We start from the raw sequence: 21,842 nt of genomic DNA, 5'->3' as shown, positions 1-21,842 counted from the left end.
TGTGAAACGGGGTTACGCGTAGAGATCGAGCCCGAGCACTTCCTGCGCATCGTAATCGCTGGCGTAAGCGGCGGTGGTGCTGTAGCTGGCCAACGCCTGAGCAGCACGGTTGCTCAACGCAAGCTGTTGATAACCGAGATCCTGCGAACGGGTCGGCAGGCTGTCGGTGTTACTGCTGCTGGCCTGTACGCGGCGAATCTGCGGCGCCTGCTCCAGCCCCTGGCTGCTGGAGGGTGCAGCCGGCTGTTCACGCTGAGCCTCGACCTCCCGCTGCGCCTCACGATAGGGCGTGACCGCGGTTCCCGAACGGGGGCCACGATCTGGCGAGTAGGAGGGTAAGTAACCGTCGATCCGCATCTAGGACTGCTCGGTGGACTCGGCTGAACAAGGGACAGTGCTGGCAATGTAGCGGCGGCCTGCGTCGTTGGCAAATGCCAAGGGAATACTGACGTCAAGCATCCGACCAGCTGTCATGCCTGCGGTGCTTTCGGCGTGGCGACCTGATCACGCAGGTACACCGGTTGCGCCTGATCAGCCGACAACGCCTCGCCACGGGCCCAGGCAAAACGAGCCAGGCTCAGCAAGTCTTCGGCATGCGGCAGCAGGCTGCCATCCATGCCCACAGGCCTGAGGGCGAGACGCGCGGCGAAGGTGCCCCAGCCCGTGCCGGCGCCGAACCACTCACCATCGCTGCCACGCGGCGCTTCAGCTTGCTCCGGCGGCAACACCGCTTCCTGGCCAAGCAGGCGCATCTCGCCGGCTTCTGCGCGGTAGCACCCCCAGTAAACCTCGTCCATGCGCGCGTCGATGGCGGCGGCAACCTGAGTCGCGCCCTGCTCACGCAGCGCGCGCTGGGCCAGCACGGCCAGATTGGAAACCGGCAGCACCGGTCGATCCAGTGCAAAGGCCAGGCCCTGTACCACGCCGATAGCGATACGCACCCCGGTGAACGCACCCGGACCACGGCCGAAGGCAATGGCATCAAGTGCCGAAGCGGCGATACCCGCCTCGCCCAGCAGTTGCTGAATCATCGGCAACAGACGCTGCGCGTGCATACGCGGGGCGACTTCGTAGTGGCTGAGCACGCGACCATCATGCAGCAGCGCGACGGAGCAGGCTTCGGTGGCGGTATCGAGGGCCAGGAGAGTGGTCATTGCATTCGGACAGTTGAATAAAAAAGAGCCGGCATTAGACCGGCTCGACGACATTTTTTCCAGCACCATGTCGGCGCCCGACTTGCGCCGAGCGACCGATGGGCACCCTTAGAGCCTGCTCAAAGTCTCGCGAGCTAGAGCAATGCAAGGCAAAAACAGGCGAGAAAGCGGAGTGTACTTTTGTACATGAGCATTACTCACTTCGTTCGCCCTTCGGGCCGCGCTAAAGCGCGTTAGCCGCAAGCGGCTTTCCGCGCCTGTTTTTAACGCGGCAGGGCCGACGCGCAGCAGACTTTGAACAGGCTCTTACCAGGGCTCGACTACCGGCTCGGCCTCCCAGCCTTTGAGCGGCGCCTTGGACCAGGTGCCATATCCGGCATTGGGGAACACGATCCACTCCACACCCCACTTGTCCGATTCTTCGGCAACGGTCTTGCGCTGCGCGTCGAGCGGCGTTTTACGGAAGCGCGCATCGAAGTCATGCAGCGTATCGCCCAGCAGCATGATGATCTGGTGATCGGCACTGACGATGGCGCGACGCTCGACCTTGGGCGGCCCGAGCAGCAGCACGCTCTCTTCCGATACCTGCGGCAGGCCCAGTTTGCTCAGGGTAGCCAGGGTGTATTTCTTCTGCTCGTCGGCACGATCGGAGACGTAGCGGATGGTCACGCCGAGCTTGTCGGCATGCTCGAGAAACTTCTTCGCGCCAGGGATCAGCTCCGGCGTACCGTCACGTTCCCAGGGCAGCCAGGTGTCCCAGGCATCGTACTGATGACAGTTGGCCAGATCGCGCGCCAGCAGCGCACTGTTGTCGATCACGGTTTCGTCGAGGTCGGTGACGATGGCCAGCTTCGAGGGATCCTTCGCCGCCGCCACAGCCTTGTCGAGCTTCTCCGTGGCGATGTTGTAGGCCTGCAGTTGCAGCGCCTGGACCTCAGCGGACTGCTGCTGAAAGCGCAAACCCATGGTGAATTCGGCGACGGAACAATCTTCTTTGCTGTCAGCAAATGCCAGCGGAGTGGCCAGCAGCGATACCGCAAGGCCCAGCCAGATGCGTTTCTCGGTCATTGAATGCCCTCTTCCTTATAGGTTATCGACACGCCCCGGCGCCGGCCGGAGGCTGCATCGTCGATATTAGTCGGCCCGCATTGCGCGGCCATGCTTGAGAGCGACCAGAACGTATCAGGTTCCATAAACGAACAAGGCCCCTTTCGGGGCCTTGTTGCGATGACACTCGGCGAGCTGGACTCAGCCCAGGGCTGCCAGGGTCTTCGCGGTGATTTCTTCGACGCTGCCAACACCCGGGATATGACTGTATTTCGGGGTACCGGATGCAGCGGAGAGCTTCTGATAGAAGTCCACAAGCGGCTTGGTCTGCGAATGATAGACGGACAGGCGATGACGCACGGTTTCTTCCTTGTCGTCTTCGCGCTGGACCAGTTCCTCACCACTGATGTCATCCTTGCCGGCAACCTTCGGTGGGTTGTACTCGATGTGGTAGACACGGCCGGAAGCCGGGTGAACGCGACGGCCAGACAGACGCTTGACGATCTCTTCGTCCTCCACGGCAATCTCGACCACGTGATCAAGAGCGACGCCAGCATCACGCAGCGCTTCGGCTTGCGGAATGGTGCGTGGGAAGCCGTCGAACAGGAAGCCATTGGCGCAATCGGCCTGAGCGATGCGCTCCTTGACCAGATTGATGATCAGGTCGTCGGAGACCAGACCACCGGCATCCATCACGCTCTTGGCCTTCAGGCCGAGTTCGGTGCCAGCCTTGACCGCAGCACGCAGCATGTCGCCAGTGGAGATTTGCGGAATGCCGAATTTCTCGGTGATGTAGCGAGCCTGGGTACCTTTGCCGGCACCGGGCGCCCCCAGCAGAATCACGCGCATCGATGTGCTCCTCAAGAGTTATGTAGTAATCGGTCGGACTCGCCTCGTGGGGCCAATCTCTTGAATGTAGTGCGGCTGCCGTAGCGGCCAAAAGGCTGCTCAAGATACACAGCGCACCCCAGGCGCACAAGCCGCCAAAAGTCGGATAAAACCCCTCCTCCTGGCGGCCTGAATCCAGTATATGACGCTGGCCAGGCATATGACGGCCAGCACCTGCCGTCCTTCAACCGGTGTTGCGCAAACCTGCAGCGATACCTGCCACGCTGACCAGCAACGCCTGCTCCAGAGGGCTCTCGGGCGCCTGTTGACGTTGCCGGCAGCGCGCCAGCAGCTCGACCTGCAGCAGGTGCAGCGGGTCGAGGTAGGTGTTGCGTACGCTGATCGATTCCAGGGTTTCCGGATTGTGCGCGAGCAGGCGCGACTGCCCGGTCAATTCCAGCACGGCAGCGCACGCCTGCGACAATAGGTCGCGTAACTGCGCCCCCAGCGGCTGCAGTGCCGGCTCGACCAGGCGCTGGTCATACAGGGCAGCGATATTGGCGTCCGCCTTGGTCAGGACCATTTCCAGCATGTCGATGCGGGTGCGAAAGAACGGCCATTGTTCGCGCATGCTTTTCAGCAGGTCAGCATCACCGCCTTGCAGGGCTTGTCCCAGGGCCTGCTCCCAGCCGAGCCAGGCCGGCAGCATCAGTCGCGTCTGGGTCCAGGCGAAGATCCACGGGATCGCCCGCAGGCTCTCCACACCGCCTTCGCGCCGCTTGGCCGGGCGGCTGCCCAGCGGCAAACGGCCGAGCTCCTGCTCCGGCGTGGCCTGGCGGAAGTATTCGACGAACTGCGGATGCTCGCGCACCACGCCGCGATAGGCCTTCACGCCGACATCGGCAAGGCGGTCCATCATCGCCCGCCAGCTTGGCTCCGGTACCGGTGGCGGCAGCAGCGTGGCTTCCAGCACCGCGGCCAGATAGAGGTTGAGGTTCTGCACGGCGATATCCGGCAGGCCGAACTTGAAGCGGATCATTTCCCCCTGCTCGGTGGTGCGGAAACGGCCCGCCACCGAGCCCGGGGGTTGCGACAGAATGGCTGCGTGAGCAGGGCCACCGCCACGGCCGACGGTGCCACCGCGACCGTGGAACAACAGCAGTTCGACCTGGTGCTCGCGACACAGGCGCACCAGTTCCTCCTGGGCGCGGTACTGCGCCCAGGCTGCCGCGGTTGTACCGGCGTCCTTGGCCGAATCGGAATAACCGATCATCACTTCCTGAGGGCCATGCAGCCGCGCGCGATAGCCGGGCAACCCCAGTAGCCGGTCGATAACCGGCCCGGCGTGGTCCAAATCGGCCAGGGTTTCGAAAAGTGGCACCACCCGCATCGGCCGGCGCAACCCGGCCTCTTTCAGCAGCAGTTGCACGGCCAGCACGTCGGAGGCAGCACCGGCCATGGAGATCACGTAGGAGCCCAGCGATGCGGCGGGAGCGGCAGCCACCTCGCGGCAGGTGGCGAGTACCTCGGCAGTATCGGCCGAAGGACGATAGTCGTTCGGCAGCAGTGGCCGGCGGTTATCCAGCTCGCGCTGGAGAAAACTGAGGCGCGCCTCCTCATCCCATTCGACGTAGCGACCGAGGCCGAGATAATCGGTGATTTCCGACATCGCCGCAGCGTGCCGGGAGGAATCCTGACGAACATCGAGGCGTACCAGAAATAGACCGAAGGTGGCTGCCCGGCGCAGGCAATCGAGCAACGGACCATCGGCAATCACACCCATGCCGCAGGCATGCAGCGACTGGTAGCAGAGCTGCAGCGGCGCCAGCAGCTCATGGTTGTCGCACAGCACTGCAGTACTCGGCGCCACATCGGCAGTGAGGGCCTGCTGCGCCCAGCTACGCGTTTCGCGCAGGCGCTCGCGCAGCTGCTTGAGCAAGGCACGGTACGGTTCGGCACTGTCGCCCACCTGCGCGCGCAGTTCGTCACTGGCCTGCTGCATGGACAGTTCCGCGGCCAGATTGTCCACGTCGCGCAGGTAGAGATCCGCGGCCATCCAGCGCGCCAGCAGCAACACCTCACGGGTCACGCGCGCGGTGACATTGGGGTTGCCGTCACGGTCACCGCCCATCCACGAGGCGAAGCGAATCGGCGCAGCCTCCAGCGGCAGACGCAGGCCGGTAGCGGCCTGCAGGCTCTGATCGGCACGGCGCAGGAACTGCGGCACGGCCTGCCATAGCGAATGCTCGATGACAGCGAAACCCCACTTGGCTTCGTCCACCGGGCTGGGCCGGCTACGACGAATTTCCTCGGTGTGCCAAGCCTCGGCGATCAGCCGCTGCAAACGTTCGACGATGCGCTCACGTTCACTCGGCGACAGGTCGCTGTGATCCAGCGCCGTCAGTTGCGCGGCGATGGCATCGTATTTCTGGATCAGCGTACGCCGCGCCACTTCGGTGGGGTGCGCGGTCAGCACCAGTTCGATGTCCAGACGCCCCAGTTGCCGCGCCAGATCATCGCTGCCCTGCCCGGCAGCGAGCAGGCGCTCGAGCAGCTCGTCGAGCACGCGCAACTCGAATGGCTCGGGCTCACCGGCACGGCGACGGCGCACACGGTGCTGCTGCTCGGCGATGTTGGCCAGGTTGAGAAACTGATTGAAGGCCCGCGCCACCGGCAGCAGTTCGTCGTCACCCAGGTCCCCCAGGGTGCTGGTCAACTGCTCGGCACCCGCGGCAGAGCCACGACGACCGGCCTTGGCCGACTTGCGAATGCGCTCGATCTTGTCGAAGAACTGATCTCCGTGCTGCGCACGGATGGTGTTCCCGAGCAGTTCGCCGAGCAGGTGTACGTTGTCGCGCAAGCGCGCATCAATGATTTTCGCCATGACCTATTTGCTCCTCCCGCCAATGCCGCCGCCCCACGCGTGCCGCATACGCGCGGCATGCGCGACTGACTCGCCGCTTTTGATCAGACGCACCGCGGAGAAAACGATCCTGAACGGCTACGCTGAAATTACCTCCAACCAGAGTGCCCACCACGCTCGGCCCTGACAAGGCATCAATGCGGCGGAGCATTTTGGCGCAGGCACGATTGCACAAGTCATTACCGCCCGTCAGCGTGGGCGAAGGAGTAATCATGAGAATTTCCGAGCTTGTCAGCCATTGGGAAAGGGATGCCAAAGGCCGCATGAGCCAGACCAGCTACAACATTCCGCTGGATGTCGAGAGCGCTGCAAGGCTCGCGGCGCTCGCCGAGATGTACCCCAAGCGCAGCACCGAAGCGCTGCTCGGCGAACTGGTCGGTGCGGCGCTCGAGGCGGTCGAAACCAGCTTGCCGTACGTGCGCGGTACCCAGGTGATCGCTACCGACGAGCAGGGCGACCCGGTTTACGAAGACGTCGGCCCTACCCCGCGCTTCCTCGAACTCTCGCGCAGACATCTGCAGCAGATGCTCAATGAGGAGTCGCAGTCTTGATGTTGATCTTGCCGGTAATAACCACCGGCTAGCATTCCAACCCGGCGCCCGATACGGGCGCCTGTATCTCGAAGGCTAGGCCGTGAAAGTCCCTCCCGCCTAGACGCTCTGCGCTGCCGCAGCAGCACTCCGGTGTCCGTCTGCTCGTTTACAACCGCTCTAGCTCGCCAACTTTCACTGAACGATTATGGCCATTTGGCCTCAAAAAAATATATCCTGACATCGGTAGTGCCCTATTCAGCACACTGAGCGGCCAGGGACGGTAGCTATTCGTTGAGCAATTCGAACTGGAGACTGACCATGAACAAAGCTGTCGCAACACACGCTTCGAGATTTCAGCTACCCAAGCTGGCAGCCATTGCGCTTGGCGGCCTGCTATTGACGGCATGTGCCGGCAACCCACCGACCGAGCAGCTCGCCGTGACTGAGTCGGCAGTGCGCAGCGCAGTCAGCGCCGGCGGCACCGAGTTCGCCGCAGTGGAAATGCGCGCCGCACAGGAAAAATGGAAAGAGGCCGAAATGGCCATGCAAAAGAAAAACTACGAACAAGCCCGCAAGCTGGCCGAACAGGCCGAATGGGATGCCCGCGTCGCCGAGCGCAAGGCCCAAGCGGCCAAGGCGCAGAAGGCCGTCGACGACGCGCAGCAGGGTATCCGCGAGCTGCGCGAAGAAGGCATGCGCAGCGTTCGCTAATGCGCGCCCAGGTTCGACATTCCATTTACAGCAGCAAAGGATGAACTCGTCATGCATAAGCTCGTAACCCTACCCACTATGCTGGCTCTGAGCATTGGCTTGGTGGCCTGCGCAACTCAGCCCAATGAAAACCTGGAAGAAGCGCGTAGCAGCTTCTCAGCCCTACAGAGTGATGCACGCGCCAGCAAGGTCGCGGCCCTGGAAACTCAAGACGCCAGCAACATGCTGGACAAGGCGAACAAGGCCTACCTGGACGATGCCGACAAAGAGACCGTAGATCAGCTGGCTTACCTGACCAAACGCCGCATCGAACTGGCTGAGCAGACCATCGCGCTGCGTGCAGCGGAGCAGGATCTGGGCAAGGCCTCGGCACAACGAGCCGAAGCCCGCCTCGAAGCCCGCGAGGCGCAGATCCGCAAGTTGCAGGAAGACATGCAGGCCAAGCAGACCGAACGCGGCACGCTGGTGACCTTCGGTGACGTTCTGTTCGACTTCAACAAGGCCGAACTGAAGAGCAGTGCGCTGCCCAACGTCACCCAACTGGCACGCTTTCTCCAGGAAAACCCGGAGCGTCAGGTGATCGTCGAGGGTTACACCGACAGCGTCGGCTCGGCCAGCTACAACCAGGGTCTGTCCGAGCGTCGCGCCGAGTCCGTCCGTCGCGCACTGATTCGCGCCGGTGTGGAACCGACGCGCATCGTCGCCCAGGGTTATGGCAAGGAGTATCCGGTTGCGGACAACTCCAGCGACTCTGGTCGTGCGCAGAACCGTCGCGTGGAGGTGACCATCTCCAACGACAACCAGCCGGTCGCTCCGCGCTCGTCTGCCGGCGCCTGATAGCACCGCTGCAATGAAGAAACCCGCCATCAGGCGGGTTTCTTTTTTGGTGCAACCGAGACTCACGCCGACGTTTCGATACGCACGGCCTAGGCGGCCCCGCGACACCCTACGTAAGCGTTTTGCCTTACTGCTCCAGCGCCGGAGTTTCCTGACCGATGCAACGCACAGCCTGCTTCTTGTTGTCCACCAGCACGCCAGTCAGCCCTTTCTGCTGCAGATCGAACAACACCAGCACGCCATCGATGCACTGCGCCACCTGATCGGCCGGTTTCAGCGAGACCTTGTAGTCCTCGCCGGGAATGGTCTTGAGCATGGTGAAGTCGGAGAGCAGCAGTGCATCCTCCGGTTTGGCGAAATGCACATAGCCGTAGAACCAGAGCACACCGATGGTACCAACGATACTGGCGACACCTGTGAGGATCAGAGGGATAGGATTGCGTTCGGTCATTGCGGACTCTCTGTTGCGGATTCGATGGTCGGCGCCTGGCGCTCGACAAAAGCCTGCGGCGCACTGAAGAACGCCAGCAGTGACTGGCGCCAGGCGGGCTCGGCAAAGGTTTGCACGTGCGGGCCACGGGTCGCCTGAAAGGCGCGCGGCGGACGCGCAGCTTGATACAAGCGCTGGCCATTGGAAAGCGGCACGATCGTATCGTCAATGCTGTGATAAATCAGCAGGGGCACACCTTCGAGTTGCTCGATGCTGCGAATCGCGCTGTCGCCGTCCGGTACCAGCCAGGACAGCGGCACCTGTAGCGGCCAGGTCAGCCAGGACGTGCTAAGCGCATGCTGAGCCACATCGCGATAACTGGCCGGCACACCATCGAGCGCCATGGCCTGCAAGGCCGATTGGCGCTCAGGATGCTGCGCCAGGTAATGCACGGCCAGGGCGCCGCCGAGGCTCTGCCCAAGCAGGAAAAGCGGCGTGCCCTGTACCTGCGGCGCCTGATCGAGCCAGGTGAAGGCCGCGTCGATATCCTGGTAAACCTCGGGCAAACGCGGCTTGCCAGCGGACAGGCCATACCCCCGGTAATCCAGCATCAGCACCTGATAGCCCTGTTCCGGCAGCCAGTGAACGCCGCCCAGGTGCCATGCCAGGTTACCGCCATTGCCATGCAGGTGCAGTACCGTGCCCTTGACCCTCACCCCAGCCTTGGCAGGCAGCCACCAGGCGTGCAAACGCGTGCCATCGGCGGCGCGCAGCTCGATGTCGCGGTATTCCAGCCCGGCACGCTCCGGGGTAATCGGCAGCCCTGGTTCCGGGTAGAACAGCAGGCCGCTGCAACCAGCCAGCCACAGGCTGGCCAGCAGCAACACCAGCGCCCGCAGGCTACTTGCCACCGGCGCGCACCTCTTCGCGAGCCTGAACGGTCGCCGCATAGACGCGCTCGGCCAGGCGCGAGAACGGCAGGCTCTGAATCCACACCGTACCGGTACCTTTGAGCGTGGTCAGCAAAATGCCTTCGCCACCAAAAAGCATGCTTTTCAGGCCGCCAGCCAGGGCAATGTCGTAATCGATACCGCTGCTGAAAGCCACCAGGCAACCGGTGTCCAGGCGCAGGGTTTCGTTGTTCAGCTCCTTGCGGATCACGGTGCCGCCAGCATGCACGAAAGCCAGGCCGTCACCGTCGAGCTTCTGCAGGATGAAGCCCTCGCCGCCGAAAAAACCGGCGCCCAGGCGTTTGGCGAAGCTGATGCCGATGCTGGTGCCATGCGCGGCGCAGAGAAAGGCGTCTTTCTGGCAGATCAAGCGACCGCCGATCTTTGCCAGGTCGATGGGCACCACGGTGCCCGGATAAGGCGCGGCGAAGGCGACCCGTGCCTGACTTTTGCCGGCATTGCTGAAGTGGGTCATGAACAGCGACTCACCGGTGAGCATGCGCTTGCCGACGCTCCACAGCTTGCCCAGCAGACCATTTGACGAGCCATCACCCATGCGCGTCTCGAAGCGCACGCCGTCGGTCATGTAGTTCATCGCCCCGGCTTCGGCGATCACCGTCTCACCGGGGTCGAGAATGATCTCCACCGATTGCGCCGAAGCGCCGAGGATTTCGTATTCGAGTTGATGGCTGGGCACGGGACGGTCTCCAAGGCTTCCCGGATTTCATCCGGGCTACGGCAGCGGTGCGCGCAGCGCACCCTACCGGACTGCGATCAAAGGATATTGGCGTAGTCCGCTTCGATGCGATCCAGGCTCAAGTGATTGAGGAAGTTGGAGAAGCACATCCAGGCCGACAGCGCGTTCATGTCCTGAAACTGCGGCGGCAGATACTTGGGTGGCTGCACAAGTCCTTCATCCACCAGCTTGCGCAGCGTGCGCATGTCTTCCAGGGTGGTCTTGCCGCAGAACAGCAGCGGAATCTGCTCCAGCTTGCCCTTGCGCACCGCCAGCTGGATGTAGTTGTAGATGAGGATGAAACCCTTGAGGTAGGAAAGATCCTTGGTGAACGGCAGGCCCGTCGGCAAGGAGCCACGGAACACCCGGCTGGCGTTGCTGTAGCCGCCTTCGAGGCCATAGCCCTGCTCGCGGAAGAACTCGAATACCTCGAGAAAATCCGCGCCCTCTTCGGCCATGTGGATAGCGCGGGTGCGGTTGGTCAGCTTGCGCAAACGCGTGGGGTAGGAAGCAAAGGCGATCACCTCCATGAGAATGGCCAAACCTTCCTGGGTCACCGTCGATGAGGGCGGCCCTTTGGCCAGAAACGTGCAGATCGGCTGGTTGAGCCCATTGAGCGTGGTGCCGACATGCACCAGACCTTCGTGCACCTCCAGCGCCTTGACGTCACGCTCGTTGAAACGCGCGTCGCTGCGGATCTTGATGTAGTCGGCCCCAGCGGCGGCATCGGCGAGAATACCGTCGGACTCGAACACACGAATGGTTTCGTCGCCAAATACGCCAGCCAGGCGCTGCTGCAGGATGTTCACCGCATCACTGGCACCGAGGGTCTTGGCCTCGTCTTCCAGGTCGCCACGCGCGGCGATGTTGTTGAGGTAGTCCGAAAGCATCAGGCCGAGATCGGCCAAGGTCGGATCACCCGCATGGAAGGCGTCGGAGGCAGCGCCATACAGTTCCTGGCTGATCAGGCCGAAGTCCTCGGTGCCACGCGCCTCGAGCATGCGGATGACCATGCGGTATTCCTTGCACATGCGCCGCATGATCTGCCCGACCGGATTGAACTGGCCAAGTTGACGGGTGATGTCGCGCTCGATGTTCTGGAATTCCAACTTCTTCGCAGTGGCATCGAAAGCCAGCGGTCGACTCAGGTAGTAGTCGCGATCCACGGCTGGCGGCTGCTTGCCCTTGGCCTTGAGAAAGCCATCACGGATGCCATCGTCCCACTTCACCGCATCGAGTACGCGGATGGGCGTTTGCGCATCGACGATGCGGTCACTGAGGGCACGGATACAGAGCTGATAGTCGTCCAGTTTTTGCTGGCTATTCATTGCAGTTCCTACTCGGCGGCTCGCTGATAACGCGCCACCTCGACGAACAGGTCGGCATTGGCCGGGTCGTCGAGATAGGCAAACACCTTGTCCAGCGGGCTGGTGATCAATGCACCATCAGCTTCGGGCATGGAAACGGTCTGCCCTTGCAGCAGGCCCTTTTCCATATCCTGAAGAATGCGGTCGGTGTCGAGGTTGTACAGCACCAGTTCGTTGTCCTTGGTCAACTCGAAACCGGCGATGGCGAAGTTGGCGCCCAGGCTCTTCGGCAAGCCCGCGGAGAGGTACCAGCGGCGACCATGGTGAGCGACGGTGAAGCCGAACTCCTCGAGGCTGCCGAGGTTGTCCGCGCTACCTTCGTAAATGCGCGCCAGGTAGAGATTGGAGCCGGCACGGGTGATCTCCAGAAACAACTGATCGCCCCACTCGTCCTGCCGGGTCCATACGCCCAGCAGCGGTATGGGCGCAGCCTCGTTGGCCGGAATCGGGTCCTTGAAGGTGACCAGGCAGCCACTCAACAGCAGGAAGGACAGGGCGACCAATGCGCGCCAGGCTTTCATTACGCTCTCCTTGTGAAGACCGTTCGACCCGATGATCGACGGTTTACAACCCCAGAACCAGATTCATGTAACGCTTAAGGATGGCCAGCATTCCTTGGCTGTCCAAGTGCTCTATGCCGTCTAGCAGGCCCTGATACTCCATCCGCACGATGGCGGCCGTCAACAGCACGGCATCCTGTTCGGGCTGGCGCGAACCCAGCACTTCGAAAAAGTGGGTGACACCCTGCTGCAGGATCTGCCGGTGAGCTCGCACCAGCTCGCGCAGTCGTGGATTGAGCAAGGCTTCCTGCTGAAACGCCTGCTCGGCGATCAGGTGATCACGACGCTCACACAACTGGCGCTGCACGTACTGCACCGCCAGCCCGGCGATCTCATCGGCCAGTTGCCTGCGTGCCTGCTCGCTGCCATCCAGACGCCCGACCATCGCCTCCAGCGCACCCTGAGTACCGCTCCAGAACGCCGCCATCTGCGCGGCGCTGCGCTCGACGAACTGGGCGAAGGTATCGGTGATCAGATCATCGATATCCTTGAAATAGTAGGTCGTGGCCGACAGAGGTACCTGCGCTTCGGCCGCCACCGCGCGGTGACGCACGGCGCGCACGCCATCGCGCACGATGATGCGCATGGCGGCATCGAGAATCGCCTGGCGGCGCTGCTCACTGCCCTGGCGACTGGCCTTGCGGCCCTGATACTGGACACTTTCGGCGACAGCGTTGGCTGCCTGTGTGGCATTGGGGGGCGCAGACACGGAGCTCACGGTGGGTCGACCCTCTACGTTCTAGTTATGACAGGGAGAGTAATGGCTTGGACATGCAAGCAAAAGGCTCCGTTTCGCTTCCAGGCCAGGCACCCAGCGAAATCGCCGCGAAATGCATAACGACAAATAGCAAAAAGCCGCCCGAAGGCGGCTTTCTGTCTGGCATCAAGCCTGCGGGCGCATGTGCGGGAACAGGATGACGTCGCGGATCGACGGCGAGTTGGTCAGCAACATCACCAGGCGGTCGATGCCGATGCCCTCACCGGCGGTAGGCGGCATGCCGTACTCCAGAGCGCGGACGAAGTCGGCGTCGTAGTGCATGGCTTCGTCGTCACCGGCGTCTTTTTCGGCCACTTGGGCCAGGAAGCGTTCGGTCTGGTCTTCGGCGTCATTGAGCTCGGAGTAGGCGTTGGCGATCTCGCGGCCACCGATGAACAGCTCGAAGCGGTCGGTGACGTTGGGGTTCTGGTCGTTGCGGCGGGCCAGCGGCGATACCTCGAACGGATACTCGGTAATGAAGTGCGGCTGCTCCAGCTTGCTCTCCACCAGCTCTTCGAAAATCATCACCTGCAGCTTGCCCAGGCCTTCATGGCCAAGCACTTTGGCGCCAGCCTTCTTGGCGATGGCGCGGGCCTTGTCGACATCCTGCAGGTCGGCAGCGGTCAGCTCGGGGTTGTACTTGAGGATCGAATCGAACACCGACAGGCGCGCGAACGGCTCGCCGAAGTGGAACACCTTGTCGCCGTATGGCACGTCGGTGCTACCGAGAACAGCCTGAGCCAGCTCGCGGAACAGCTCCTCGGTCAGGTCCATGTTGTCTTCGTAGTCGGCGTAGGCCTGGTAGAACTCGAGCATGGTGAACTCGGGGTTGTGCCGGGTCGAGACGCCTTCGTTACGGAAGTTGCGGTTGATCTCGAAGACCTTTTCAAAACCACCGACCACAAGGCGCTTGAGGTACAGCTCCGGCGCGATGCGCAGGAACATGGCCATGTCCAGCGCGTTGTGGTGGGTCTCGAACGGTTTGGCTGCGGCACCGCCAGGGATGGTCTGCAGCATCGGTGTTTCCACCTCGAGGAAGTCACGCTCGGCAAGGAACTTGCGGATATGAGCGATGACCTGCGAACGCACCCGGAAGGTGTCACGCACTTCTTCGTTGACGATCAGGTCGACGTAGCGCTGGCGATAGCGCTGTTCGGTATCGGTCAGGCCGTGATGCTTGTCCGGCAGCGGACGCAGCGATTTGGTCAGCAGACGTACGCTGGTCATCTCGACGTACAGGTCGCCCTTGCCAGAACGGGCCAGGGTACCTTCGGCGGCGATGATGTCGCCCATGTCCCAGGTCTTGACCGCTGCCAGGGTTTCTTCCGGCAAGGTCTTGCGGTTGACGTAGACTTGGATACGGCCAGTCATGTCCTGAATGACCATGAAAGCGCCGCGGTTGAGCATGATGCGCCCGGCAACCTTGACCGGAATGGCAGCGGCTTCCAGTTCTTCCTTGGTCTTGTCGACGTACTGTTTCTGCAGGTCGGCGCAGTAGTTGTCGCGGCGGAAGTCGTTGGGGAAGGCGTTGCCCTGCTCACGGATGGCAGCAAGCTTTTCCTTGCGCAGCGCAATCAGCTTGTTTTCTTCCTGTTGCAGTTCGTTCTGGTCGAGTTGTTGGTCGCTCATGGTCGTTTTATCTGCCTGGCGTGTATATGCAAATGAGGTTTGGTAGGAGCCAGCTGGCCGCGAAGAGCATCGCCAGCACGCTGGCTCCTACAGGGTTGCGGTTAAAGGCCCTGCTTGAGGCTGGCCTCTAGATACTGGTCGAGATCGCCATCCAGAACCTTCTGGCAGTCGCTACGCTCGATGCCGGTACGCAGATCCTTGATGCGCGAGTCATCGAGCACGTAGGAGCGGATCTGATGACCCCAACCGATATCGGACTTGCTGTCTTCCAGCGCCTGCGAGGCGGCGTTGCGCTTCTGCATCTCCAGCTCGTACAACTTGGCCCGCAGCATCTTCATGGCGGTGTCCTTGTTGGCGTGCTGGGAACGTTCGTTCTGGCAGGCCACCACGGTATTGGTCGGCACGTGGGTAATACGTACCGCCGAATCGGTGGTGTTGACGTGCTGACCACCGGCGCCGGAGGAGCGGTAGGTGTCGATACGCAGGTCGGACGGGTTGATGTCGATCTCGACCTTGTCGTCGATCTCAGGGGACACGAACACCGCCGAGAACGAGGTGTGACGACGGGCGCCGGAGTCGAACGGGCTCTTGCGTACCAGACGGTGCACGCCGATCTCGGTGCGCAGCCAACCGAAGGCGTACTCGCCCTTGATATGCACGGTGGCGCCCTTGATGCCGGCGACCTCGCCCTCGGACAGCTCGATGATGGTGGCGTCGAAGCCACGCTTGTCGGCCCAGCGCAGGTACATGCGCAGCAGGATGTTGGCCCAGTCCTGCGCCTCGGTGCCGCCGGAACCGGCCTGGATGTCCAGATAGCAGTTGTTTGGGTCCATCTCGCCACTGAACATGCGGCGGAATTCCAGCTTCTCGAGGATTTCGCGCAGGCGGTCTACTTCGGCGACGATATCGCTCACCGCGCCTTCGTCGTTTTCTTCGGCAGCCATTTCCAGCAGGTCCTTGGAATCGACCAGGCTGCCGGTGAGGTCGTCGATGGTTTCGACGATCTGCGCCAGCATGGCGCGCTCACGGCCCAGCGCTTGCGCGTACTCGGGCTTGTTCCAGACGCTGGCGTCTTCCAGTTCGCGGTTTACTTCGACCAGACGATCATGCTTGTGATCGTAGTCAAAGATACCCCCGAATTGACTGGGTTCGCTCGGACAGGTCCTTGATGGCGTTGAGGATCGGATTGATTTCCATGGTAGTCGGCGCTCGCGGCAAATCGGACGGAAAAGCCGGCGATTATACCCGAGCCAGCCCAGGCTGGCAGCCCACTATCGGCAGGTGATCACAGCTCAATGGATCAACGGCGCACTATACTGGTCACACAGCCGATTGCAGTGGCCTACCCGGGAATCAAAACATGCCCCCAGCGCAAAGCATGCGTAGCCATATCGCCCTCTTCGTTGCCCTTCTGGTCTGCGCCCTCAGCTGGCTTCTGGGCACACTGATCGGCCAGTACACCAGCCAGCAGATTCGCGAGGACGTGGGCCGTGACATGGCCGAGGTGTCCTACGCAATGGTTGATCGCCTGGATCGCGACATGGCCTCGCGCGCCGCGGTGCTGAAGGTGCTCGGCAATCTGCAGGCGTTGCGTCAGCCTGATGACATCGCCGAGGTGCAGCGCCTGCTCGACAGCCTGCAGAAGGAAATCCCCAGCATCGCCTGGATCGGCTTCACCGACCCGCACGGCCTGGTGCTGGCCTCCAGCAACGGCATATTGGAGAGCGTCAGCATTGCGCAGAGGCCGGTCTATCTGGAGGGGCGCAACGGACTGTTCATCGGTGACGTGCATGAAGCGGTACTGCTGGCCAAGCTGCTGCCCAACCCAAGCGGCGAGGCGATGAAATTCGTCGACATCAGCCTGCCGATCTTCGCCAGCGACGGCAGCCTGGCCGGCGTTTTGGCCAGCCACCTGTCCTGGGCCTGGGCCGACGAGGTACGCGAGTCGATTCTCGGCCCGAGCCAGGATCGGCATATGGTCGAATTCTTCGTCATTGGTCAGGATCGCGGCATCCTGCTTGGCCCGCAGGAAATGATCGGTCAGAAACTGGAGTTACCGGCACTGGAAGGGCTGAAACCTGGACAAAGTCGCTGGCAAGTGCAGCAGTGGCCGGACGGTAACGACTACCTCACCGGCCTGACGCTGAGCCAGGGCCATCAGGACTACCCAGGGCTGGGCTGGACAGTGGTGGCGCGGCAATCGCTCGAGGTCGCCGATGCCCCAGCGCAGAACCTGCTGCAAAGCATCTTGCTTTGGGGCAGCGGCCTGGCACTGGTATTCGCGGTGATCGGCTGGCTGGTCAGCAGCTACTTCACCCGGCCACTGCGCGACATCGCTAACGCAGCAGACCGTCTCAGCGCGGGTGAAATCACCGAAATCCCAGAGCTGCGGGGTAGCCGTGAAATTCATCAGCTGAGTCAGTCCATCCGTCATCTGGTGGAAAGCCTGACCCTGCAGCAGACCGCGCTGGGCATGATGGAAAGCCTCGCTTACCACGACGCGCTGACCGGCCTGCCCAACCGCATGGCGCTGGAGAAATTTCTGCCTCAGGCCCAACAACGCAGCCGCCTGCAGCATGGCTGCCTGGCCCTGCTCTATCTCGACCTCGATGGTTTCAAACCAGTCAATGACACCCATGGCCATGCAGCAGGGGATCATCTGCTACGGGAGGTAGCCCAACGTCTGCGCGGCTGCCTGCGTGACGGCGACATGGTCTCGCGCCTGGGCGGCGACGAGTTTCTCATGGTGCTGCAAGTGCCGGGACAGGATGCACAGCATCACGCCCACCAGGTGGCCGAGCGCGTGATCACCGCACTCGGCCAGCCGGTACTGCTGGAAGTCGGCGAGGTGCGCATCGGCTGCAGCGTCGGCGGAGCACTCTGGCCTGAGGACCACATCGAGCTCAGCGTCGTCCTGCAACTGGCTGACGAGGCGCTGTACAAAGCCAAACACGGTGGGCGTAACCGCGCGATATTCCACAGCAGCCAGGAAACCAGCCTCAGCTGAGCGCGGGCTCGGTTACCCGGGTCGCCTGTCGTTGCGGCTGCGCGTCCTCAGTGATCATCAGCGCTGCCTTCTCGGCGATCATCAATACCGGCGAGCAGGTGTTGCCCGAGGTGATGCTCGGCATGATCGACGCATCGACCACGCGCAAACCGGCGATGCCATGCACGCGCAAGCGGGCATCGACCACGGCCTCACGCCCCTGCCCCATCGCACAGGTACCCACCGGGTGGAAGATGGTGGTGCCGATCTCGCCTGCCGCACGCTGCAGATCCTCCTCGCTGCGATAGTCCGGGCCGGGCTTGTACTCCTGAGGTCGGTAACCGGCCAATGCCGGTGCAGCGACGATACGCCGGGTCAGGCGAATGGCGTCGGCGGCCACACGCAAATCCCGCTCGTCACTGAGGTAGTTGGGGCGAATCAGCGGGGCGACGCTGGCATCGACCGAGGCGATTTCGACGCTACCACGGCTGTGCGGGCGCAGGTTGCACACCGAGGCGGTGAACGCCGGGAAGTCGTGCAAGGGCTCGCCAAAGCGCTCCAGTGACAAGGGTTGAACGTGATACTGCAGGTTGGCGCGCGCCTGCCCGGGGTCGGACTTGGCGAAGGCGCCAAGCTGGCTGGGCGCCATCGACAGCGGCCCGCTGCGCTTGAGCAGGTATTCCAGGCCCATGCCCAGCTTGCCCCAGGGCGTGGCCGCGATACGATTGAGCGTCTTCACGCCCTCTACCTGATAGATCAAGCGCAACTGCAGGTGATCCTGCAGGTTGCTGCCAACACCTGGCAGCTCGTGCCTGACGCCGATGCCCAGCTTTTCCAGCAGCGGCCGTGGGCCGATACCGGAGCGCTGCAGCAAGGCCGGCGAGCCAATGGCACCGGCACACAGGATGATCTCGCGGCGCGCCGTAACGCGCAGCGCACGGCCCTGACAACGCAGGTGCAGCGCACTGGCGCGCCCGTCCTCCAGTTCCAGACGCTCGGCCTCGGCGCCAGTCAGTACCTGCAGATTAGGGCGCTGGCGGATATCTCGCAGAAACGCCTTGGAGGCATTCCAGCGCACGCCACGTTTCTGGTTGACCTGAAAGTAACTGCAGCCTTCGTTGTCTCCAGCGTTGAAATCTTCGACGCTGGCAATGCCACTTTGCGCCGCGGCGCCACGGAAGGCTTCGAGAATTTCCCAGGACAGGCGCTGACGCTCGACCCGCCACTCGCCGTCGCCACCGTGCAGTTCGCCGGTGCCGGAAAAATGATTCTCCGAGCGTTTGAACAACGGCAACACATCACGCCAGGCCCAACCCGGATTGCCCGCGGCGGCCCAGCCATCGTAGTCGGCAGCCTGGCCGCGCATGTAGATCATGCCGTTGATCGAGGAGCTGCCGCCGAGCACACGACCACGCGGGTATTTCAGCGAGCGGCCATGCAGGCCGGGATCGGCCTCGGTGTTGTAGCACCAGTCAGTGCGTGGATTACCGATGCAGTAGAGGTAGCCGACCGGGATATGAATCCAGGGATAGTTGTCGCGCCCACCCGCCTCGATCAGCAACACGCTGACGCCAGGGTCGGCGGAAAGCCGATTGGCCAGCAGGCAGCCGGCCGGGCCGGCGCCGACGATCAGATAGTCATAGGCATCCAGTGGCGCTTGCGACATAAGCATCCTCGCGTGTCGTTCTTGTCATTGGCCAACAGCCTAAAACAAGCCGGGTGCGAGAATGAATGATCTTTTGGTCTGAGGCGGCGCGTCAGACGCGCTGCGCCTCGATACGCACCTGAGCTTCCAGCTCGCTCTTCAGTGCAGGTGCCAGCTGTAGTTGACGCGCCAGCTCTTCAAGGTAAGCGCGCTCCATGAAGTGCTCTTCGTCGACCATCAGCACGCTGGCCAGGTACATTTCGGCGGCCATTTCCGGGGTCGCTGCGGCGCGCGCCACATCGGCAGGGTCCAGCGGCTTGTTCAGTTCGGTGTGCAGCCAGGTCTGCAGTTCGCCGTCCTGCGCGAGCTTGCCCAACTCCTCTTCGATCAACTGACGCTCACGCTCGTCGACATGACCATCAGCCTTGGCCGCCGCCACCAGCGCCTTGAGAATGGCGCGGCTGTGCTGCTCGACTTGCGGCGCCGGCAAACGATCCAGGGTTTGCGGCTCGACCGGCTGCGCCCCACCCTGCTGAGCCTGCTGCGCCTGCCAGTTGCCGTAGGCCTTGTACGCCATCACGCCGAGCGCAGCCAGGCCACCATAGGTCAGCGCCTTACCGCCCATCTTGCGCGCCTTCTTGCTGCCCAACAGCAGGCCGACCGCACCGGCCGCCAACGCGCCGCCACCGGCGCCCGAGAGCAGACTGCCCAGGCCTCCGCCAGAGAGCAGACCGCCTAGACCGCCTGCCTGCTGCCCCTGAGGGCTCTTCGCCGCAGGTTTTTGCATGGCCTGCTGGCCGGCCTTGAGCAGTTGGTCGAGCAGATTGCTGGTGTTCATCACGAACTCTCCTGAAAAGTAGACACCGGAACATCCGACCCCGGAAAGCGCCGGGAAATCCCGTATGTTCTTCAACCGACAGCGGTTGAACGGACGTGAATTTCTAGCAGAGTTCGCCCCAACCAGCCGGGCATATTGGTAACGCCGAATTTCATAACCGCCGCGCTCAGCGCGGGGCGATATGCGCCACCATCAGTTGCACGGTTTCATTGCCACGAAACTCGTTGAGGTCGAGTTTGTACGCCACTTCGGCCCAGCGCAGCGTCGGATTGGGCCAGACCTCGCGATCGATGTTGAAGGCGATGCCGTCGAGCTGCACGCTGCCGCACTCGGTCTTGAGTACCAGCTTCAGGTGACGCTCACCGACGATGCGCTGATTGACGATCTGAAACACGCCATGGAACAGCGGTTCGGGAAAGTGCTGCCCCCAGGGCCCGGCGTTGCGCAGAGCGCGGGCCAGCTCCAGATGGAATTCGGTGGCATCTAGCTGGCCGTCGGAGAGCAGGCGGCCAGTCAGGTCGTCCTCGCACAACTGGCGCCGTACCTCGGCGTCGAAGGCGACGGCGAACGCGCCGAAATTCTCCTGCGGCAGCGACATCCCGGCAGCCATGGCATGCCCGCCGAACTTGCTGATCAGCCCCGGATGACGCGCCGCCACGGCGTCCAGCGCATCGCGGATATGCAGCCCCGGCACCGAACGTGCCGAGCCCTTGAGCATGCCCTCGCCAGCATCGGCGAAGGCGATGGCCGGACGGTGATAGCGCTCTTTCAGGCGCGAAGCGAGGATGCCGATCACGCCCTGGTGCCAGTCCGGCTCGAACAGGCACAAGCCGAATGGCATGTCGTCCAGTGACAGGTCCTTGAGCTGGGCCAGCGCCTCGCGCTGCATGCCCTGCTCGATGGCCTTGCGATCCTGGTTGAGCTGGTCGAGCTGCACCGCCATATCGCGGGCCAGCGCCTCATCGTCGCAGAGCAGGCATTCGATACCGAGGCTCATGTCATCCAGGCGCCCGGCCGCATTCAGCCGAGGGCCAAGGATGAAACCGAGATCAGTGGAGGTGATACGCCGATGATCGCGCCCGGCTACTTCGAGAATCGCCCGCAGGCCCGGCCTTGCCCGGCCGGCACGAATGCGCGCCAGGCCCTGGTGCACCAGGATGCGGTTGTTGGCATCCAGCGGTACCACGTCGGCGACACTGCCCAGCGCCACCAAGTCGAGCAGCTCGCCCAGATTCGGCTCCTGCCGGCTGGCAAACCAGCCGATCTCGCGCAGCCGCGCGCGCAGCGCCAACAGCACATAGAACATCACGCCGACACCAGCCATGGCCTTGCTCGGAAACTCGCAACCCGGCTGATTGGGGTTGACGATGGCATCGGCCGCCGGCAGCTCCGGCCCAGGCAGGTGGTGGTCGGTGACCAGCACCTTGAGCCCTGCGGCCTTGGCGGCCGCCACACCGTCGACGCTGGAGATGCCGTTGTCGACGGTGAGCAACAAGTCGGGCTGGCGCTCAAGCGCCACGGCGACGATCTCCGGGGTCAGGCCGTAGCCATACTCGAAACGATTCGGCACCAGGTAATCCACATGCGCCGCGCCGAGCAGGCGCAGGCCGAGTACACCGACCGAGCTGGCAGTGGCACCATCGGCATCGAAGTCACCGACGATAAGAATGCGCTGACGCTGCTCAAGCGCCTGCACCAGCAGTTCGACCGCGGCGTCGATGCCCTTGAGCTGCCGGTACGGGATCAGCCGCGCCAGCCCCTTGTCCAGCTCCTCGGCAGACTGCACACCGCGGGCGGCGTAGAGACGGGTCAGCAAAGGCGGCAGATTGCCCAGGTCAGGCAGTTGTGCGGGTAAGGGACGGGCTTCGATACGCATCTTGGGTCTTTTCTTGTAGGGCGGGTGCAACCCGC

At 62.8% G+C, this 21,842-nt stretch carries 20 protein-coding genes; 4 read left to right on the top strand and 16 right to left on the bottom strand.

What is annotated here, in order from left to right; genetic code table 11:
- Positions 1-12: 12 nt before the first annotated feature.
- The 5 genes from AAEQ75_RS14245 to ppc form a co-directional block, all read right to left on the bottom strand.
- A complete protein-coding gene (locus AAEQ75_RS14245; protein ID WP_343349368.1) occupies positions 13-357 on the bottom strand; it encodes a hypothetical protein in 345 nt (114 codons plus the stop codon).
- 113 nt (positions 358-470) lie between these two features.
- Complete coding sequence (tsaB, locus tag AAEQ75_RS14240; protein ID WP_343349367.1) at positions 471-1,154, bottom strand: tRNA (adenosine(37)-N6)-threonylcarbamoyltransferase complex dimerization subunit type 1 TsaB; 684 nt, start codon at positions 1,152-1,154, stop codon at positions 471-473.
- Between the two features lie 306 nt (positions 1,155-1,460).
- Positions 1,461-2,222: a 5'-nucleotidase, lipoprotein e(P4) family gene (locus tag AAEQ75_RS14235; protein ID WP_099525759.1), complete on the bottom strand. Its 762-nt coding sequence runs from the start codon at positions 2,220-2,222 to the stop codon at positions 1,461-1,463.
- Positions 2,223-2,402: 180 nt separating this feature from the next.
- Positions 2,403-3,050 carry an adenylate kinase gene (gene adk, locus AAEQ75_RS14230; RefSeq protein WP_125836591.1) on the bottom strand — a complete coding sequence of 216 codons (648 nt, stop codon included), beginning with the start codon at positions 3,048-3,050 and terminating at the stop codon, positions 2,403-2,405.
- A 223-nt stretch (positions 3,051-3,273) separates the two neighbouring features.
- Positions 3,274-5,913, bottom strand: coding sequence for a phosphoenolpyruvate carboxylase (gene ppc, locus AAEQ75_RS14225; protein WP_343349366.1), 2,640 nt, complete (start codon positions 5,911-5,913; stop codon positions 3,274-3,276).
- Positions 5,914-6,164: 251 nt separating this feature from the next.
- On the opposite strand from ppc, the gene AAEQ75_RS14220 reads away from it, so the two are divergent.
- The 3 genes from AAEQ75_RS14220 to AAEQ75_RS14210 all read left to right on the top strand — a co-directional run bounded on the left by AAEQ75_RS14220 (position 6,165) and on the right by AAEQ75_RS14210 (position 8,033).
- Complete coding sequence (locus AAEQ75_RS14220; protein ID WP_003283832.1) at positions 6,165-6,503, top strand: hypothetical protein; 339 nt, start codon at positions 6,165-6,167, stop codon at positions 6,501-6,503.
- Between the two features lie 300 nt (positions 6,504-6,803).
- The gene (locus AAEQ75_RS14215; protein ID WP_343349365.1) at positions 6,804-7,196 is read left to right on the top strand and encodes a DUF4398 domain-containing protein; all 393 of its coding nucleotides are present in this window, start codon (positions 6,804-6,806) and stop codon (positions 7,194-7,196) included.
- 51 nt (positions 7,197-7,247) lie between these two features.
- A complete protein-coding gene (locus AAEQ75_RS14210; protein WP_343349364.1) occupies positions 7,248-8,033 on the top strand; it encodes an OmpA family protein in 786 nt (261 codons plus the stop codon).
- Between the two features lie 127 nt (positions 8,034-8,160).
- Here AAEQ75_RS14210 and AAEQ75_RS14205 read toward each other — a convergent pair whose 3' ends face one another.
- From AAEQ75_RS14205 to prfB, 8 genes are all read right to left on the bottom strand, one after another.
- On the bottom strand, positions 8,161-8,484 hold the full coding sequence (locus AAEQ75_RS14205; protein ID WP_099525765.1) for a hypothetical protein: 324 nt from the start codon (positions 8,482-8,484) through the stop codon (positions 8,161-8,163).
- Positions 8,481-9,374, bottom strand: coding sequence for an alpha/beta hydrolase (locus AAEQ75_RS14200; protein WP_343349363.1), 894 nt, complete (start codon positions 9,372-9,374; stop codon positions 8,481-8,483). The genes AAEQ75_RS14205 and AAEQ75_RS14200 overlap by 4 nt, the downstream gene beginning before the upstream one ends.
- Complete coding sequence (locus AAEQ75_RS14195; protein WP_099525767.1) at positions 9,364-10,110, bottom strand: TIGR00266 family protein; 747 nt, start codon at positions 10,108-10,110, stop codon at positions 9,364-9,366. The genes AAEQ75_RS14200 and AAEQ75_RS14195 overlap by 11 nt, the downstream gene beginning before the upstream one ends.
- A 77-nt stretch (positions 10,111-10,187) precedes the next feature.
- Positions 10,188-11,477, bottom strand: coding sequence for a flavohemoglobin expression-modulating QEGLA motif protein (locus tag AAEQ75_RS14190; RefSeq protein ID WP_106734401.1), 1,290 nt, complete (start codon positions 11,475-11,477; stop codon positions 10,188-10,190).
- Between the two features lie 8 nt (positions 11,478-11,485).
- Positions 11,486-12,037 (bottom strand): hypothetical protein, encoded by a 552-nt coding sequence (locus AAEQ75_RS14185; RefSeq protein WP_099525769.1) that lies wholly within the window; start codon positions 12,035-12,037, stop codon positions 11,486-11,488.
- 43 nt (positions 12,038-12,080) lie between these two features.
- Entirely contained in the window at positions 12,081-12,794 is a 714-nt protein-coding gene (locus tag AAEQ75_RS14180) for a TetR/AcrR family transcriptional regulator (RefSeq protein WP_099525770.1), read from the bottom strand.
- Positions 12,795-12,959: 165 nt separating this feature from the next.
- The gene (gene lysS / locus AAEQ75_RS14175) at positions 12,960-14,462 is read right to left on the bottom strand and encodes a lysine--tRNA ligase (RefSeq protein WP_125836589.1); all 1,503 of its coding nucleotides are present in this window, start codon (positions 14,460-14,462) and stop codon (positions 12,960-12,962) included.
- A gap of 101 nt (positions 14,463-14,563) precedes the next feature.
- Positions 14,564-15,659, bottom strand: a protein-coding gene (gene prfB, locus AAEQ75_RS14170) for a peptide chain release factor 2 (protein ID WP_099525772.1) whose coding sequence is annotated in 2 segments (ribosomal slippage) — positions 14,564-15,586 and positions 15,588-15,659 — 1,095 coding nt in all. Because the reading frame shifts where the segments join, the coding sequence is not laid out codon by codon here.
- A 163-nt stretch (positions 15,660-15,822) separates the two neighbouring features.
- On the opposite strand from prfB, the gene AAEQ75_RS14165 reads away from it, so the two are divergent.
- The gene (locus AAEQ75_RS14165; protein ID WP_343349362.1) at positions 15,823-17,469 is read left to right on the top strand and encodes a GGDEF domain-containing protein; all 1,647 of its coding nucleotides are present in this window, start codon (positions 15,823-15,825) and stop codon (positions 17,467-17,469) included.
- Here AAEQ75_RS14165 and AAEQ75_RS14160 read toward each other — a convergent pair.
- The 3 genes from AAEQ75_RS14160 to recJ form a co-directional block, all read right to left on the bottom strand.
- Entirely contained in the window at positions 17,462-19,114 is a 1,653-nt protein-coding gene (locus tag AAEQ75_RS14160) for a GMC family oxidoreductase (RefSeq protein ID WP_125836587.1), read from the bottom strand. The genes AAEQ75_RS14165 and AAEQ75_RS14160 overlap by 8 nt on opposite strands.
- A gap of 91 nt (positions 19,115-19,205) precedes the next feature.
- Positions 19,206-19,931, bottom strand: a complete 726-nt coding sequence (locus AAEQ75_RS14155) for a tellurite resistance TerB family protein (RefSeq protein ID WP_143505890.1) — start codon at positions 19,929-19,931, stop codon at positions 19,206-19,208.
- Between the two features lie 166 nt (positions 19,932-20,097).
- On the bottom strand, positions 20,098-21,807 hold the full coding sequence (gene recJ, locus AAEQ75_RS14150; protein WP_343349361.1) for a single-stranded-DNA-specific exonuclease RecJ: 1,710 nt from the start codon (positions 21,805-21,807) through the stop codon (positions 20,098-20,100).
- Between the last annotated feature and the right edge of the window lie 35 nt (positions 21,808-21,842).

Origin of the sequence: Pseudomonas sediminis (assembly GCF_039555755.1) — a bacterium.
In the GTDB taxonomy this organism is placed as follows: domain Bacteria; phylum Pseudomonadota; class Gammaproteobacteria; order Pseudomonadales; family Pseudomonadaceae; genus Aquipseudomonas; species Aquipseudomonas mendocina_D.
This window is presented reverse-complemented; position numbering and strand designations above follow the sequence as displayed.